This window comes from Aliiroseovarius crassostreae, assembly GCF_049803815.1.
GTDB classification, from domain to species: domain Bacteria; phylum Pseudomonadota; class Alphaproteobacteria; order Rhodobacterales; family Rhodobacteraceae; genus Aliiroseovarius; species Aliiroseovarius crassostreae_A.
In genome coordinates this window covers 451,161-466,118 of the sequence record NZ_JBNAGI010000001.1, presented here as the reverse complement: position 1 = coordinate 466,118, position 14,958 = coordinate 451,161, and the positions used below count along the sequence as shown (strand labels likewise).

Genomic DNA, 14,958 nt, shown 5'->3' with positions numbered 1-14,958 from the left:
TGACAGGTCGGGCAATTGGGGTTCGGATTTCTCGCGCCCAAGGGTCGCCCGCCATCGCTCCTACGGTCACTGTTTTGGTCGTGCCCGGCCAGGGACCCCATGGGGCCTGGCCTGAACCGCCAAGCGAAATGCGCGGAGCCGCTTGCTCGGCCTTGCCGTCCCCTGCGCCTTACAGGCAAGACTTTCTGGGGTTTGTGCCAACGGGTGGCTTGTCCCCGCGCGGCGGGGCGGCTATTGCTGCCGGAAAGGAGCGGTTCATGGCAAGACGACAAAACGCAGGGATGGAAGCCGATCTGGAAGCGGCCGAACGCGAGAAATCCAAACGCATTGGCGCGCTGGGCGGGCTGTGGCCGTTCATGGCGCCGCATAAGATCTGGATCCTCGGGGCCTTTCTGGCGCTGGTGTTTACTGCCGGAATTTCGCTGATCCTGCCCATTGCCGTGCGCCGCGTGGTGGATGGATTTGGCGCCGAAGGGGCGACCGCGCATCTGCTGGACAAGTATTTTGCCGCCGCGCTGATGGTGGCGGTGCTTCTCGCGCTGGGCACCGGGCTGCGATACTACCTTGTGACGCGCCTGGGCGAACGGGTTGTGGCCGATATCCGCAAGGCGGTGTTTGACCGCGTGGTGGGGATGAGCCCGGCCTTTTACGAGCGGATCATGACCGGCGAAGTGTTGAGCCGCATCACCACCGACACGACGCTGATCCTGTCGGTGATCGGGTCGTCCGTATCGGTCGCGCTGCGCAATATGTTCATCTTTGTCGGTGGCCTCATTCTGATGCTGTTCACCTCGGCCAAGCTGACCGGGTTGGTGCTGCTTTTGGTGCCGATTGTGGTGGTGCCGATCATCGTTTTGGGCCGCAAGCTGCGCAATCTGGGGCGCGAAAACCAGGAGTGGATCGCCAAAAGTTCAGGCAATGCGTCTGAGGCGCTCTTGTCGGTGCAGACCGTGCAGGCCTTCACCCATGAAGACCTGAGCCGGGCAGAGTTTTCTGACCTGACCGAGACCAGTTTCAAAAGCGCCCATGTGCGCATCACCACCCGCGCGATCATGACGGTGATTGTCATCACGCTGATTTTTTCCGGCGTGGTGGGCATCCTGTGGGTCGGCATGCATGACGTGACCGAAGGTGGCATGTCGATCGGCGCGCTGGTGCAGTTTGTGATCTATTCGGTCATGGTGGCGGGCGCGGTGGGGGCGCTGTCTGAAATTTGGTCGGAATTGCAACGCGCGGCGGGGGCTACTGAGCGTTTGGTCGAGCTTCTGAACGCCGAAGATCAGGTGCAGGATCCGGCCCAGCCCAAGCTGATCACGTCGCGCCCCGAAGGGGCAATTTCGTTCAAGGATGTGACGTTCCACTACCCGGCGCGCCCGAATTTCGCAGCGTTGGAAGGCGTCAGCCTGGAGGTAAACCCCGGCGAGACCGTGGCGCTGGTTGGTCCGTCCGGGGCGGGCAAATCCACCATTATCCAACTGCTGCAGCGGTTTTACGATCCGGCCAGCGGGTCGGTGCAACTGGACGGGGTCGACCTGCGCGAGATGCGTCGCGATGATTTCCGCCAGCACATGGCCCTGGTGCCGCAGGATGCGGTGGTCTTTGCCACCTCGGCGCGTGAAAACATCCGCTTTGGCCGCCCAGACGCCACCGATGCCGAGGTCGAAGCCGCCGCAAAAGCCGCCGCCGCGCATGAGTTCCTGACGGCCTTGCCGGATGGCTATGACACCTATGTCGGTGAACGCGGTGTGATGCTGTCGGGCGGGCAGAAGCAACGCATCGCGATTGCCCGTGCGATCCTGCGCGACGCGCCGGTGCTGCTTCTGGACGAGGCAACCTCGGCCTTGGACGCCAAAAGCGAACGTCTGGTGCAGGCCGCAGTGGATGAGCTGGCCCAAGGCCGGACCACCTTGATCGTGGCGCACCGTCTGGCGACGGTGAAAAAGGCCGACCGGATTGTCGTCTTTGACGAAGGTAAAATCGTCGCCCAAGGCAGCCATGATGAGCTGGTCGAACAAGACGGGCTATACGCCCATCTGGCGCGTCTGCAGTTCACGGATGGTGTCGCCTGAGGGCTAACCTGAGGGCTAACCTAAGGGAAACTAAGGGAAACATGTGAATCAACGGGTCGCCCCAGCCAGGGCGGCCCGTTTTTTGGTGGATTTTCCATTGTTTTTCCGAAGTGACGTGACTGCACTTTACTTCCACGTCACGTTCCTCTTGCCCGGTGTCGTTTTTGCGCTCATGTTTGTTGGATGGCACGACCCCATGAATGGGGCAGGGGAGGAAGACATATGTATGATTTTGGCTCGATGATTGACCGGGATGCGGTTGAGGCCGAAATGAGCTGGGACGCGCGAGACAAGCCTGCGACCCTTTTTGGCATGCTGGAACGCACGGCAAAGGCGTTTCCGAACCGCGCGGCGGCATCGTTTCAACTGACATCCGGACCATCGGATCCAAAAGAAACCGTGACCTGGCGCGAAATGCTGGAGCGATCCTGTCAGGCAGCAAACCTGTTTCGCTCGCTGGGCATTGGTGAAGATGATGTGATCGCCTATCTGCTGCCGAATTCCAATGAAACGCTTTACACGCTGATGGGGGGCGGGATCGCGGGGATTGTGAACCCGATCAACCCGCTGCTGGACGCCGAACAGGTGGCCGGGATCCTGCGCGAAACCAACGCCAAGGTTCTGGTGACGCTGCGCGCCTTCCCCAAGGCCGAGGTGGCGCAGCTGGCCAACGAAGCGGTGGCGATGGCGCCCAATGTGAAAACGGTGCTGGAGATCGACCTGAACCGGTATCTCAAGCCGCCGAAAAGCTGGATTGTACCGCTGGTGCGTCCGAAAGTGCCGGTGACGCATAATGCGCAGGTGCTGAACTTCAACGCCGAGATGGCCAAGCAAAACAAGACGCTTGATTTTGCCGACAGCACCGAAGACCGCGTGGCGGCCTATTTTCATACCGGCGGCACCACCGGCACACCGAAAGTGGCGCAGCATAAATACTCGGGCCTAGTGTATAATGGCTGGTTGGGTGGCAATCTGCTGTTTGATGAAAAAGACGTGATCATGTGTCCGCTGCCGCTGTTTCACGTGTTTGCGGTGCATGTGATCTGGATGTCCTGCCTGATGTCGGGTGCGCATTTTGTGCACCCGACCCCGGCGGGCTATCGTGGGGACGGGGTGTTTGACAATTTCTGGAAGCTGATCGAACGCTACAAGGTCAGCTTCATGATCACCGTGCCCACCGCCATTTCCGCGCTGATGCAGCGGCCGGTGGATGCGGATGTGAGCTCGCTGAAGACCGCGTTTTCGGGGTCCGCGCCCCTGCCGATCGAGCTTTACAACCGCTTTGTCGAGGCCACCGGGGTGACGATTGTCGAAGGCTATGGCCTGACCGAAGCGACCTGTCTGGTGTCGTGCAATCCGCCGACGGGGGCCAAGAAGGTGGGGTCGGTTGGTGTGCCCTTCCCCTATACCGACATCAAGATCCTGACCTGCGATGACGCGGGCACCATCCTTAAGGAACATGGGGTGGATGAGGTGGGCGAGATTTGCCTGACCGGTCCCGGTGTCTTCACGGGCCACACCTATACCGAAGAGGCCAAGAATATCGGGCTGTTTGCGGGCGGCACCCATCTGCGCACCGGCGATCTGGGGCGGTTGGACGAAGATGGCTATCTGTGGATCACCGGCCGCGCCAAGGATCTGATCATTCGCGGCGGGCACAATATCGACCCGGCTGAGATTGAAGAATGCCTGGCCGGTCACGAAGCCATCGCCATGGTGGGCGCCATCGGCCAGCCCGACAGTTACGCGGGCGAAATCCCCTGCGCCTATGTGGAACTGGTCGCGGGTGCCTCGGTCACCACGGAAGAGCTGCGCGCCTATGCCAAGTCGCACATCCACGAAAAGGCGGCGCTGCCGAAATATGTGGAGATCCTTGACGAGTTGCCGAAAACCGCGGTGGGCAAAGTGTTCAAACCCGATCTGCGCAAACTGGCGATCACCCGGATATATAACAAGGCGCTGGCCGATGCGGGCCATGCCGCTGTGGTCGCCGAGGTGATCGAAGATAAGAAACGCGGGCTGGTGGCACGCCTGCGCGCCACGGGCGAGGTGGATTACGAGGCGGTCACCCATTGCCTGGGCGAGTTCACCCGACCCTACGAATGGATGGAGTGATCCCTTCGGTATAGTGTGATAGGACGCCCGGGCCTTGGCTCGGGCGTTTTTTCTTTTGTCGCGAGTGGGTTGTCATCAATTGAAGTGTGGGAAATTTATGCGCGTGTCTTTGATTTTGTTGTTGTCCGCCGCTGCGGTTTTCATCGGGTTTCTGGCGCTGAATTACAACGGCGTCTGCGTGCGCGAAATGCGCAGATACTCTGATGCCGAGATTGTGGATTTGGCGAAGGCGCGGGCGTTTATCAAATATCGCGCCTACACTCAATCACCAGCCGCCGAAGACTATCTTGGTAAGAGCTACGTCACTTATGCGAGCCAGGAAGAGTTCATTCAGAAAATTCCAGATTGCTGCAAAGTTCTGACGCCACAAGAACCGGAATGGCGTCCTGAATTGGAAACAAAAGGCTGGATCAGGTATGAAGGTCGATTTCGGACATGGGTTCAAATTACCATGGATGCCGGAAATGGCTTTACCAAAACTGCCTGGGATGTCGTCGATAACTGCGGAAATTTTCGCGGAAGTTGATATTAACGATACAGGGCGCTTGCCACCGCGTGGGCGTCACGCCTTTCTATGGAACCAAAAAAGCGTGACGGTGCAAGGCGTCCAGGGGATTGAGGTTGTTTGACCACAAATCCGTATTTCAGATTTCCGGTTAAGGGCTTTAGAATCTAAACAACCCACGCAGTTCAAATGTGGTGGCGTCCACATCCACGCCGGATCCGTTGAAGTCGGCAAACTCGTGATAAAGGATTTCCGCGCCGATTGAGAACTGGTCCGAGACGGGTTGTTCATAGCCTGCGCCGACAAAAAACCCGCCATCGTCACCGAGAGCATCGGTATAGGCGTGCGCATAACCCGCCGTACCATAGACCAAACCGCTGCCCACTTTGCGCCCGCCGCGGGCCTTCACCCGCAGCACGTTTTCCAGGGTTGCCGGACCCAGGTCGATATTGGCGAAATCATAGTCGAGCCCGACGCCCATAACCCAGTCACCAAGATCCCAGTCATACCCGGCGACAATCCCACCAATCGCGCCGTCCCCTTCAACGCCCACCGCAGAGCTGCCCACATCGGCATAGCCGACTTGCGCCCCCACATAGGGCCCGGTCCATTCGCCCGTAGGGGCGGCGGCGACCTCGGTATAGGTCACAGGGGCAGGCTGGGCTGGTTGTTCTAACGTACCCGCAAGAGCAGCGCCCGACAAAAGGGCAAGTGCGGCAACAGAGGAATACAGGGTCTTCATCATGGTATCCATCCTTTCGATCCACCCGGGGATGTAAGGGTCGGGGCGGATCCGTTCTGGCACAGAGCAAATTCAGAGCAATATTTATGCGGGAATGCTCCGGCCTGTTATGACACCTGTCCTCAGTGTACAGGAAACGGGATTCATCGGCCAGCGCATGCCGGCACACCCATGAAAACAAGCTAAAAAGGGCGCATTCCAGCGCCCTTTTTGACTGTCGGGCAAAACAGCCCGAGAAAATGTGCTGCTGATGACAGCGCGGTGCGGGATCAGTGCAGTTTCGAGGTCAGATTGATGGTCACAACCTGGTTGTCTGCCCCGTCAATATGCATGACGCGCCCCGCCGCATGGGCATCCAGCTTCAGCCGTTTGGCAAAGCGCGGCCAGGCGGCCGGGATCAGGCCCAGCACCTGGGTTGCCCCCAGATCCCGCGCGGCTTTGGTCATCTCGCTGATCAACATGCCATGCACGATATTGCGGATGCGCTGTGGCGTGTCATGGGCCACGAAGACGCGGCTTGATTCCCAGATATTGTCGGCCACCGGGGCCTCGTCATAGAGCAGGTCCTGCGGGATCGAATCGAGCAGGCCCTTTTGCGCGTCGCGGATCATGTAACTGTAGATGCCGCAACGGGTGGTGGTCGGCGTCAGCCGGATCCCCGCAAGGATGCGACCAAATTCATGCACCGCCACCCAGCGGCTGGCCGGCGTGTCGTATTGATCGTATTCCATGCCCAAAGCTTCGGGCAGGTCCCAGTTGTTTTGAACGATAAAGCTTTGTCGCCGGGCGCGAAGCAAGTTTGCGAAAAGCTCGCCATGGTTGTGAAGATTTTCGAACGAAAGTGTGGTGGTTTGCATGACGTCCCTCCAGGTTTTGTGAGCAAACAAAGGGTGCCGCCGGTGGCAGCGATCGACACCCGGGGTAATCCGCCTGGATCGTCAGATCAGACGGTAATCTTTGGCGCGCTGGATCGCCTCGGCTGAGGTGCGCGCAAACAGTTTCTTGCGGGCTGAGGTCAGCCGCGCTTTCAGAGCACTTTCTGAGATGCCCAACAGGGCCGCACCATTGGCATAGCGTTCCCCGGCCGCGAGGATTTGCAGCGCCTCGATCTCGGCCTGTGTCAGGCTGTCAGGGGGTTGGCTTTCATGGTGCAGACGCAAGATGATGCCGCTGATCATGGCCATTTCTTCGTCGGTAAATTCACGGTCGCTGCGGGCGACACTGCCCACAGTGCGCGAGGTCATGGGACCGCAAGACACGCAAACGCCGAAGACCAGGCCGAACTGCTTGGCCTCTTCCATGATGCCAAACGGATCCGGCAGGGTGATCTCGCTCCAGCGAATGGCGCCGGTGTGGGAAATGCCGGTGGCAATCAGCGGATCACGCAGCGCATAGGCGTTCTGGGTATAATGATCAGACCAGGCTTGCGGGTAGGTTTGAAAGGTCATCAGCGGTGAGGCAAAACGAATGTGAAGGCCGATGAAGTACCCTGCTTGTGCGAGGGGTCCCAATTCATCCAACAAAGAATCGATACTCAGATTACGTCCCATGGTTAAATTCTGTTTACCTTAATCAAGGTTTACAACCCCAAATTGCACCTTCCTTTAGGGCAGTCCGCTTGAGGTCGAAGGCCGTTTGGCGGAGGTCCTTTTTTATAGAGAGAAAACATGGTTAACGCCTCGCGCGTCCCCGGAACCACGTATCAAAATATCACAGCATGCCAAGAAAATGACGGAACCGGATACAGATCATTTTGACCCATAGCGACGTCCGTCTGACGGGTCAGACGGGCAGGGATGCCGTTCTGTTTTAGGGGAGGACGATGGTGCTGTGAGGGAGGATTGAACTCCCGACCTCACCCTTACCAAGGGTGCGCTCTACCACTGAGCTACCACAGCATCGCTATCGTGGGGCGGGGAATAATCATATTCGCACGAGGGCGCAAGCCCCTTCTGGACCCTTTTTTTCGTCTGGGGTAAATAATTTCTCATGGAACAGAAAAACGCACCTGCAAAGCCCGCAAAAAAAGGGCAAACTCGCGAAGATCGTTTGAAAGCGGCGCTGAAGGCCAATATGGGTCGGCGCAAGGCGCAGGCCAAATCGCGGGCGAACGCGCGCACGGATCAGGCTGAAAATGCAGCGGAAAATCAGGTCGATACGGCCAAGACAAAGACATAACAGAAACAAAAGCGTAACGAGAGGCGGTTCAGATGGATTCGATTGTGGTAACGGGCGGTGGCGCGCTGTCTGGTGAAATTCCGATTGCGGGGGCGAAAAACGCCTGTCTGACATTGATGCCGGCGACGCTGCTCAGCGAAGAGCCGCTGACGCTGACCAATGCACCGCGCCTGTCGGACATCAAGACGATGACGCAGCTGCTCGAATCATTGGGGGCCGAAGCGGCCTCGATGCAGGATGGTCAGGTGCTGACCATGTCGAGCCACAACCTCGACAATCACGTGGCGGAATATGACATCGTGCGCAAGATGCGTGCCTCGAACCTGGTGTTGGGGCCGATGCTGGCGCGGCTGGGCCATGCGGTTGTGTCGCTGCCAGGGGGCTGTGCGATTGGCGCGCGCCCGATGGATCTGCACATCTTTGGTCTGGAAAAGCTAGGGGCCGAGATTGAGCTGAAGGATGGTTATCTGCACGCCAAGGCGCCGCGCGGGTTGAAAGGCGCCGAGATCGAGCTGAGCTTTGCCTCGGTCGGGGCCACCGAAAACATCCTGATGGCCGCCACCCTGGCCAAGGGCACCACTGTTTTGAAAAACGCCGCGCGCGAGCCGGAGATCGTCGATCTGGCGGATTGCCTGCGCAAGATGGGCGCACAGATCGAGGGCGACGGCACGTCCGAGATTGTCATTCAGGGCGTGGATCGCCTGCACGGGGCCACCCACCCGGTGGTCACCGACCGGATCGAATTGGGCACCTACATGCTGGCCCCGGCGATTGCCGGGGGTGAGGTGGAATGTCTTGGCGGGCGGATTTCGCTGGTCGAAAGTTTCTGCGAGAAACTGGATGCGGCGGGCATTCAGGTGGAAGAAACCGAACGCGGCCTGAAAGTGGCGCGCCGCAATGGCCGCGTGTCTGCCGTGGATGTGACCACCGAACCGTTCCCGGGCTTTCCGACCGATCTGCAGGCGCAGATGATGGCGATGCTGTGTACGGCACAAGGCACCTCTACCCTGCATGAAACCATCTTCGAAAACCGCTTTATGCACGCGCCGGAACTGGTGCGGATGGGGGCAAATATCGAAGTGCATGGCGGCACGGCAACGGTGCATGGGGTTGAGAAGCTGAAAGGCGCGCCGGTGATGGCGACCGATCTGCGTGCCTCAGTGTCGCTGATCCTTGCGGGCATGGCGGCGGAAGGCGAGACCATTGTCAGCCGCGTCTATCACCTGGATCGCGGATACGAGAAAGTGGTGCGCAAATTGTCATCGATCGGCGCCAAGATCGAACGGATCAAGGAGTGAGCCGAACCATGGCAAGTGACATGCAGGACGCACGGTTTGAAGATGGCGGCGAAGAGGCGCTGCGTCTTTTGGCCTATGACGCCGAGGATTTGCAGGTGCTGTCCACGCTGACGCAGGACGCGGTGTTCCCGGCATCAGAGATGTCATGGGAGCCGGGCAAGCGGCGCTTTTCGCTGCTTCTGAACCGGTTTCGCTGGGAAGATATGCAGGCCGCAGATGCGCGTGGCCGCGACGTGGAGCGGGTGCAGGCGGTTTTGTCGGTCTCGGACGTGATGAAAGTGCGCAGCCAGGGCGTGTCGCGTGATGGCGATACGATCCTGTCGCTTCTGTCGCTGGGGTTCTCGGCGGGTGAGGACGGCACCGGGGTCTTGGAGCTGACGCTTGCCGGGGATGGCGCGATCCAGTTGGAGGTTGAGGCGCTGGATGTGACGTTGCAGGATGTGACGCGACCTTATGTGGCGCCCTCGAAACACACGCCGGAACACCCGGAGTAAGAGGGGCGCTGCCCCTCGCGAGGCCATTCGCACCGGGGCTCCGCCCGTTCTCGGGCGAACTGATCCCCCGGATCAATTCCGGGACCCCTCGAACCCCGGGATATTTTTGATTAGAAAATAAGGCCGGAATTGCTGTGTGAGGCTTGAGGGGAGCGCGTGCGCTCGCTAGAGGTGGGCAAAGGAGAACAAGATGCCCCAGTTTCTGAACAGCCAGGACGCCGATTTCGAGGCGCGCTTTGCCGAGCTTTTGTCGATGAAGCGCGAAGACAGCCCCGAAGTGGATGATATCGTGGCGGGCATTATCGCGGATGTGCGCGCGCGGGGCGACGCGGCGGTGCTGGAACTGACCGCGAAGTTTGACCGGCTGGCGCTGGACGCGGGGGGCTTGCGCTTTTCTGAGGACGAGATCGAGGCGGAATGCGCCAAAGTGTCGGACGCGGATCGCGCGGCACTGGAACTGGCGGCGGAGCGGATCCGGGCCTATCACGAGAAACAGCTGCCCGCGGACGCCATGTGGACGGACGACAGCGGCGCGGATCTGGGCTGGCGCTGGACGCCTGTTTCGGCCGCGGGGCTTTACGTGCCGGGAGGATTGGCGACCTATCCGTCCTCTGTGTTGATGAATGCCATCCCGGCCAAAGTGGCAGGGGTGCAGCGTCTGGCGATCACCGTGCCGACGCCGGACGGAGAAGTGAACCCGTTGGTTCTGTTGGCGGCAAAGATCTCTGGTGTGGATGAGATTTACCGCGTCGGCGGTGCGCAGGCCATTGCCGCGCTGGCCTATGGCACCGAGAGCATCGCCCCGGTTGACAAGATCACCGGGCCGGGCAACGCCTTTGTCGCGGCGGCCAAACGGCGCGTCTTTGGCAAGGTGGGCATCGATATGATCGCCGGCCCGTCAGAAATTCTGGTGATTGCTGATGCGGACAACAATGCCGATTGGCTGGCGCTGGATCTGATGAGCCAGGCCGAGCATGATGAAAGCGCGCAATCGATCCTGATCACCACGGATGCGGCGTTCGGGCGCGCGGTGGCCGCGGCGGTTGAGACGCGGTTGGACACACTGGAACGGCGCGAAATTGCTGGGGCAAGCTGGCGCGATTTCGGCGCGGTGATCACCGTGCGCGATCTGGAGGAAGCGGCGGCATTGTCCAATCGTATTGCGCCGGAGCATCTGGAGCTTTGCGTGGCGGACCCGGATGCGCTGGGCGAGAAATGCACCCATGCGGGCGCGATTTTCCTGGGACAGTTTACTCCCGAAGCCATCGGCGATTATGTGGGCGGGCCGAACCACGTGCTGCCCACGGCGCGGTCCGCGCGGTTCTCATCGGGCCTCAGCGTGATGGATTTCGTGAAACGCACCACATTGGCGCGGATGACCCCGGCGGCCTTGGCCGCAATTGGGCCTGCCGCCGAAACCCTGGCCATTTCTGAAAGCCTTGAGGCGCATGGGCTGTCCGTGCGTGCCCGGCTGGATGCGTTGAACGAGTAGAGAGAGTGTTGAGCAGATCATGAGCACGAACCGCATCACCCATATCGAAATTGATGAGGACGGATTGGCCGCCCCCACGCCTGCGATTGAACAGGAACGCAAGGTGGCAATCTTTGACCTTCTCGAAGACAATTCCTTTGAGCTTGTGGCGCGTGGTGATCAAGCCGTGCCGGACGGGCCCTATCATCTGGGGCTGGGCATTCGCGAAAAGCGCCTGGTGCTGGACGCCAAGACCGAAGCGGGGGAACCGGCAGGCGCAGTGGTTTTGTCGCTTGGGCCGTTTCGCCAGGTGGTGAAGGATTACTTTGCAATCTGCGAAAGCTACTTCGACGCGGTGAAAAAACTGCCCCCCAGCCAGATCGAAGCCATCGACATGGCGCGGCGCGGCATTCACAACGAAGGTGCGCGCGTGTTGCAGGAACGGCTGGAAGGCAAGGCCGAGATTGATCTTGACACCGCGCGGCGTCTGTTCACTCTGATCTGTGTGTTGCACTGGGGATAATGCATGGTTGATCGCCCGCAGTCGGTTCTATTTTGTTGTGATCATAATTCGGTGCGTTCCCCGATGGCCGAGGGGTTGATGAAGGCCTTTTACGGTCAGGATATCTATGTCCAATCCGCTGGGGTGCATTCCGAGCTGGAAATCGACGGGTTTGCCGTGGCGGTCTGTGCCGAACTGGGCGTCGAGCTGTCGGACCATAAGGTGCGCAGCTTTGACCAGATGGAGGAATGGGGCGAGGAATTGTCGAGCTTCGACCTTGTGGTTGCCCTGTCGCCCGCCAGCCAACATCGCGCTGTTGAGCTGACCCGGCTGTATCATCTGGATATCGTCTATTGGCCCATCCTCGATCCCACGGCGATGGGCACGCGGCGGGAGGAAAAGCTTGATGCATATCGGCAGGCGCGCGACCAGATCCGTGGCAAGCTTTTGGAACGGTTTGGTCCGCCAACTGAGGTCTGACCCGCGTTGCCCCTTGGGCGCGCCTGTTGCCTGCATATCCGCGCCGGCCTGCGCTGATCGGTTTTGCAGGGGATATGTCGCTTTCCGGCTTGAGCGTTCGCCCGCCCGGCGGCAGGGTGGCCCCAGCAGTTTCAACGGGGAAAGACATGAGCCGCGAGACCATTCAACGTTATTACGACGCCTTTAACGCAGGCGACATCGCGGGCATGGTGGCCTGCCTGTCGGACGAATTTGTGCATGACGTCAACGAGGGTGACCGCCGCGTAGGCAAAGAGGCCTTTGGCGATTTTTGCACCCATATGAGCGAGACCTACCGTGAGACCCTGACCGATCTGGTTGTGATGCTCAGCGAGGACGGCACCCGTGGGGCGGCGGAATTTACCGTGAACGGCACCTATCTGAAAACCGATCCCGGCCTGCCCGAGGCCCATGGTCAGACCTATGTTCTGCCGGCCGGGGCGTTTTTTTCGCTCAAGGACGGTCTGATCACGCGGGTCAGCACCTATTACAACCTGAATGACTGGATCCGGCAGGTGTCATGATAGATGTGCGGCCTTTGACAGGTGCGGATCTGGACGCGCACCTGGACGATGTGGCGCGGCTGCGGATGCAGGTATTTCGCGCCTGGCCTTACCTGTATGACGGCACGTTTGACTACGAACATCGTTATTTGCAGAGCTATCGCAACTCGTCCGGGGCCATTTTGGTTGGCGCCTTTGAGGGGGATCGGCTGGTGGGGGCCTCGACCGGAGCGCCGATGGAGGATCATGCCGAAGATTTCGCCACCGCCTTTGACGGCACGGGGTATGCGTTGGAAGATATTTTCTACAATGCGGAAAGTGTTCTGTTGCCCCAGTATCGCGGTCGCGGGATTGGTCACGCGTTCTTTGATGCGCGCGAAGCCCACGCGCGTGCGCTGGGGCGCAAATATGCAGCGTTTTGCGGGGTGATCCGCGCAGATGACCACCCGGCGCGCCCGCATGGCTATCGCCCATTGGATGGGTTCTGGCGAAAGCGGGGATATGAAAAGCTGGAGGGTGTTTTAGCGTCTTTTTCGTGGAAAGATGTTGGGAAACTGGAAGAAGACTCCAAGCAACTTCAATTCTGGATCCGTATCCTGTGAGGGGGCAGGGGCTTTGCCCCTCGGACTTCGTCCTCACCCCAGGATACTTCTGATTAGAAAATGAACGGGACAGCTGCCTCTATTTTCTGGTTTGAAATATCCCGGGGTGAGCCTCGAAGAGGCGAGGGGCAGCGCCCCTGAATGACAAAAGGAAGATCATGAGCAAGGTGACCATTGCCGCCGCAGCCTATCCGATTGACTGGCATGACACTTGGGAAAGTGTTGAACGAAAGCTGACCCGTTGGGCTCAAGAGGCTGCCGGGCAGGGCGCGCAGCTTTTGGTCTTTCCCGAATATGGCGCGATGGAGCTGGCCTCGCTGGCCGGGCGCGAAGAGGCCGCGGATATTCAGGGATCCATGCGGGCGGTAAGCGATCTGATGCCGGACCTGAATGCGCTGCTTTCGGGGCTTGCGGCGCGGCATGGGGTCCATATTCTTGGGCCCTCCGGTCCGGTCTTTGACCCGGCCTTCCCGCGTCCGGTCAATCGTGCGGTGTTTTTCACCCCGGACGGGCGGCAGGTTCCCCAAGACAAACAGATCATGACCCGGTGGGAGCGGGACCCGATGGCGGTACAGGGCGGGGCACCCTTGAAAGTGATGGACACCGCGCTGGGCAAGATCGGCGTATTGATCTGTTATGACAGCGAATTCCCCCTGCTGGGTCGCGCCTTGGTTGAGGCCGGGGCCGAGATCATCCTGGTGCCCTCTGCCACGGAAGGCCTGTCAGGTTATTCCCGCGTGCGGGTTGGGGCCATGGCGCGCGCCTTGGAGGGGCAGTGCATCGCGGTTCATGCACCAACGCAGGGCAAGGCGGACTGGAACGAGATTGTGGATGTGAACACCGGGGCGGCCGCGATCTACGGCCCTTCGGACAAGGGGTTCCCGGACAACGGCATCATCGCTCAGGGCGAATTTGAGACCCCGGGTTGGATACTTGCCCAGGTGGACCTGTCCGTGCTTCACGAAGTGCGGTGCGACGGGGCGGTATTGAACAAATCCCACTGGTCGGAACAGTATCAGGGCGGGGGCAGCGCGCGGGAAATCCACCTGCCAAAGGTCACAAATGTCACTTTGTGCTGAAACCGCCGAATTTCCCTTGAAAACCCGCCCGTTTGGGACCATTTAAGGGGCGCCCGTGATGGACGGGTGTTTTAACAGGAGTGAACATGGCCAAGGAAGAACTGCTCGAATTCCCCGGTGTCGTGAAGGAACTCCTGCCGAACGCGACATTTCTGGTCGAGCTGGAAAACGGCCATACGATCATTGCGCATACGGCAGGCAAGATGCGGAAAAACCGCATCCGTGTTCTGGCTGGCGACAAGGTGCAGGTCGAAATGACCCCCTATGATCTGACCAAGGGTCGGATCAATTATCGCTTCAAGTAACCGGATCAGACGGGCATGACACGCCCCAAGCTGATTCTCGGGTCTGGAAGCCCCCGAAGGGCCGAGCTGTTGGGTCAGCTCGGCCTTCGTGCTGATGACGTGCGCCCGCCGGATGTGGATGAAACCCCGCAAAAGGGCGAGCTGCCGCTGACTTACTGCCGCCGCATCGCAGGTGCCAAGGCCGACGCGATGGAGGTGGCTGCCGATGAGGTGGTGCTCTGCGCCGATACCACCGTGGCCTTGGGCCGCCGGATCATGGGCAAACCCCGTGATGAAGCCGAGGCCGCCGTGTTTTTGCGCGCGCTAGAAGGGCGGCGTCACAAGGTGATCACCTCGGTTGTGGTCCGAACCGCTGCGGGCCGTTGGGCACGCGATGTGGTGACCGCGGTCAAGCTGAAACGCCTGTCAGATCAGGAACTTGCCAGTTATCTTGCGTCAAAGGACTGGCAAGGCAAAGCAGGCGGTTATGCCATTCAGGGGCCTGCCGGTGCTTTTGTCAGCTGGATCCAAGGCAGCTATACCGCCGTGGTTGGCCTGCCCGTGCATGAAACCGCCGGGCTGTTGGTGGCGGCCGGATATCCGCTCTACGATACATAA

17 protein-coding genes and 1 tRNA gene are annotated in these 14,958 nt (G+C 59.9%); 14 read left to right on the top strand and 4 right to left on the bottom strand.

Going from position 1 to position 14,958, the window contains the following annotated elements:
• The first annotated feature begins 257 nt into the window (after positions 1–257).
• The 3 genes from ACP15V_RS02285 to ACP15V_RS02275 all read left to right on the top strand — a co-directional run bounded on the left by ACP15V_RS02285 (position 258) and on the right by ACP15V_RS02275 (position 4,710).
• On the top strand, positions 258–2,069 hold the full coding sequence (locus ACP15V_RS02285) for an ABC transporter transmembrane domain-containing protein (protein WP_424942058.1): 1,812 nt from the start codon (positions 258–260) through the stop codon (positions 2,067–2,069).
• Between the two features lie 222 nt (positions 2,070–2,291).
• Positions 2,292–4,184: an acyl-CoA synthetase gene (locus ACP15V_RS02280; RefSeq protein ID WP_424942057.1), complete on the top strand. Its 1,893-nt coding sequence runs from the start codon at positions 2,292–2,294 to the stop codon at positions 4,182–4,184.
• A 103-nt stretch (positions 4,185–4,287) separates the two neighbouring features.
• Positions 4,288–4,710 (top strand): hypothetical protein, encoded by a 423-nt coding sequence (locus ACP15V_RS02275; RefSeq protein WP_424942056.1) that lies wholly within the window; start codon positions 4,288–4,290, stop codon positions 4,708–4,710.
• A gap of 139 nt (positions 4,711–4,849) precedes the next feature.
• Here the strand turns inward: ACP15V_RS02275 and ACP15V_RS02270 are convergent, their stop codons facing one another.
• From ACP15V_RS02270 to ACP15V_RS02255, 4 genes are all read right to left on the bottom strand, one after another.
• Complete coding sequence (locus ACP15V_RS02270) at positions 4,850–5,434, bottom strand: outer membrane protein (RefSeq protein ID WP_424942055.1); 585 nt, start codon at positions 5,432–5,434, stop codon at positions 4,850–4,852.
• 266 nt (positions 5,435–5,700) lie between these two features.
• Positions 5,701–6,288 carry an acyl-homoserine-lactone synthase gene (locus ACP15V_RS02265; protein ID WP_424942054.1) on the bottom strand — a complete coding sequence of 196 codons (588 nt, stop codon included), beginning with the start codon at positions 6,286–6,288 and terminating at the stop codon, positions 5,701–5,703.
• An 81-nt stretch (positions 6,289–6,369) separates the two neighbouring features.
• On the bottom strand, positions 6,370–6,981 hold the full coding sequence (locus ACP15V_RS02260) for an autoinducer binding domain-containing protein (protein WP_424942053.1): 612 nt from the start codon (positions 6,979–6,981) through the stop codon (positions 6,370–6,372).
• A 273-nt stretch (positions 6,982–7,254) separates the two neighbouring features.
• Positions 7,255–7,329: transfer RNA gene (locus ACP15V_RS02255), tRNA-Thr, on the bottom strand.
• A gap of 91 nt (positions 7,330–7,420) precedes the next feature.
• Between ACP15V_RS02255 and ACP15V_RS02250 the strand changes: the two genes are divergently transcribed.
• The 11 genes from ACP15V_RS02250 to ACP15V_RS02200 all read left to right on the top strand — a co-directional run bounded on the left by ACP15V_RS02250 (position 7,421) and on the right by ACP15V_RS02200 (position 14,958).
• Positions 7,421–7,609 (top strand): hypothetical protein, encoded by a 189-nt coding sequence (locus ACP15V_RS02250; protein WP_424942052.1) that lies wholly within the window; start codon positions 7,421–7,423, stop codon positions 7,607–7,609.
• A 32-nt stretch (positions 7,610–7,641) separates the two neighbouring features.
• Positions 7,642–8,907, top strand: a complete 1,266-nt coding sequence (gene murA / locus ACP15V_RS02245) for a UDP-N-acetylglucosamine 1-carboxyvinyltransferase (protein WP_424942051.1) — start codon at positions 7,642–7,644, stop codon at positions 8,905–8,907.
• A gap of 20 nt (positions 8,908–8,927) precedes the next feature.
• Positions 8,928–9,401, top strand: a complete 474-nt coding sequence (locus ACP15V_RS02240) for a DUF2948 family protein (RefSeq protein ID WP_424942711.1) — start codon at positions 8,928–8,930, stop codon at positions 9,399–9,401.
• 190 nt (positions 9,402–9,591) lie between these two features.
• A complete protein-coding gene (hisD, locus tag ACP15V_RS02235; protein ID WP_424942050.1) occupies positions 9,592–10,893 on the top strand; it encodes a histidinol dehydrogenase in 1,302 nt (433 codons plus the stop codon).
• Between the two features lie 19 nt (positions 10,894–10,912).
• Positions 10,913–11,395: a UPF0262 family protein gene (locus ACP15V_RS02230; protein ID WP_424942049.1), complete on the top strand. Its 483-nt coding sequence runs from the start codon at positions 10,913–10,915 to the stop codon at positions 11,393–11,395.
• Between the two features lie 3 nt (positions 11,396–11,398).
• On the top strand, positions 11,399–11,854 hold the full coding sequence (locus ACP15V_RS02225; RefSeq protein ID WP_424942048.1) for a low molecular weight phosphatase family protein: 456 nt from the start codon (positions 11,399–11,401) through the stop codon (positions 11,852–11,854).
• Between the two features lie 146 nt (positions 11,855–12,000).
• Positions 12,001–12,396, top strand: a complete 396-nt coding sequence (locus tag ACP15V_RS02220; RefSeq protein ID WP_424942047.1) for a ketosteroid isomerase-related protein — start codon at positions 12,001–12,003, stop codon at positions 12,394–12,396.
• Positions 12,393–12,977: an N-acetyltransferase family protein gene (locus ACP15V_RS02215; RefSeq protein ID WP_424942046.1), complete on the top strand. Its 585-nt coding sequence runs from the start codon at positions 12,393–12,395 to the stop codon at positions 12,975–12,977. Before ACP15V_RS02220 ends, ACP15V_RS02215 begins: the two co-directional genes overlap by 4 nt.
• Before the next feature lie 167 nt (positions 12,978–13,144).
• Entirely contained in the window at positions 13,145–14,056 is a 912-nt protein-coding gene (locus ACP15V_RS02210) for a carbon-nitrogen hydrolase family protein (protein ID WP_424942710.1), read from the top strand.
• A gap of 86 nt (positions 14,057–14,142) precedes the next feature.
• The gene (gene infA, locus ACP15V_RS02205) at positions 14,143–14,361 is read left to right on the top strand and encodes a translation initiation factor IF-1 (protein ID WP_008186030.1); all 219 of its coding nucleotides are present in this window, start codon (positions 14,143–14,145) and stop codon (positions 14,359–14,361) included.
• Between the two features lie 15 nt (positions 14,362–14,376).
• Positions 14,377–14,958, top strand: coding sequence for a Maf family protein (locus tag ACP15V_RS02200; protein ID WP_424942045.1), 582 nt, complete (start codon positions 14,377–14,379; stop codon positions 14,956–14,958).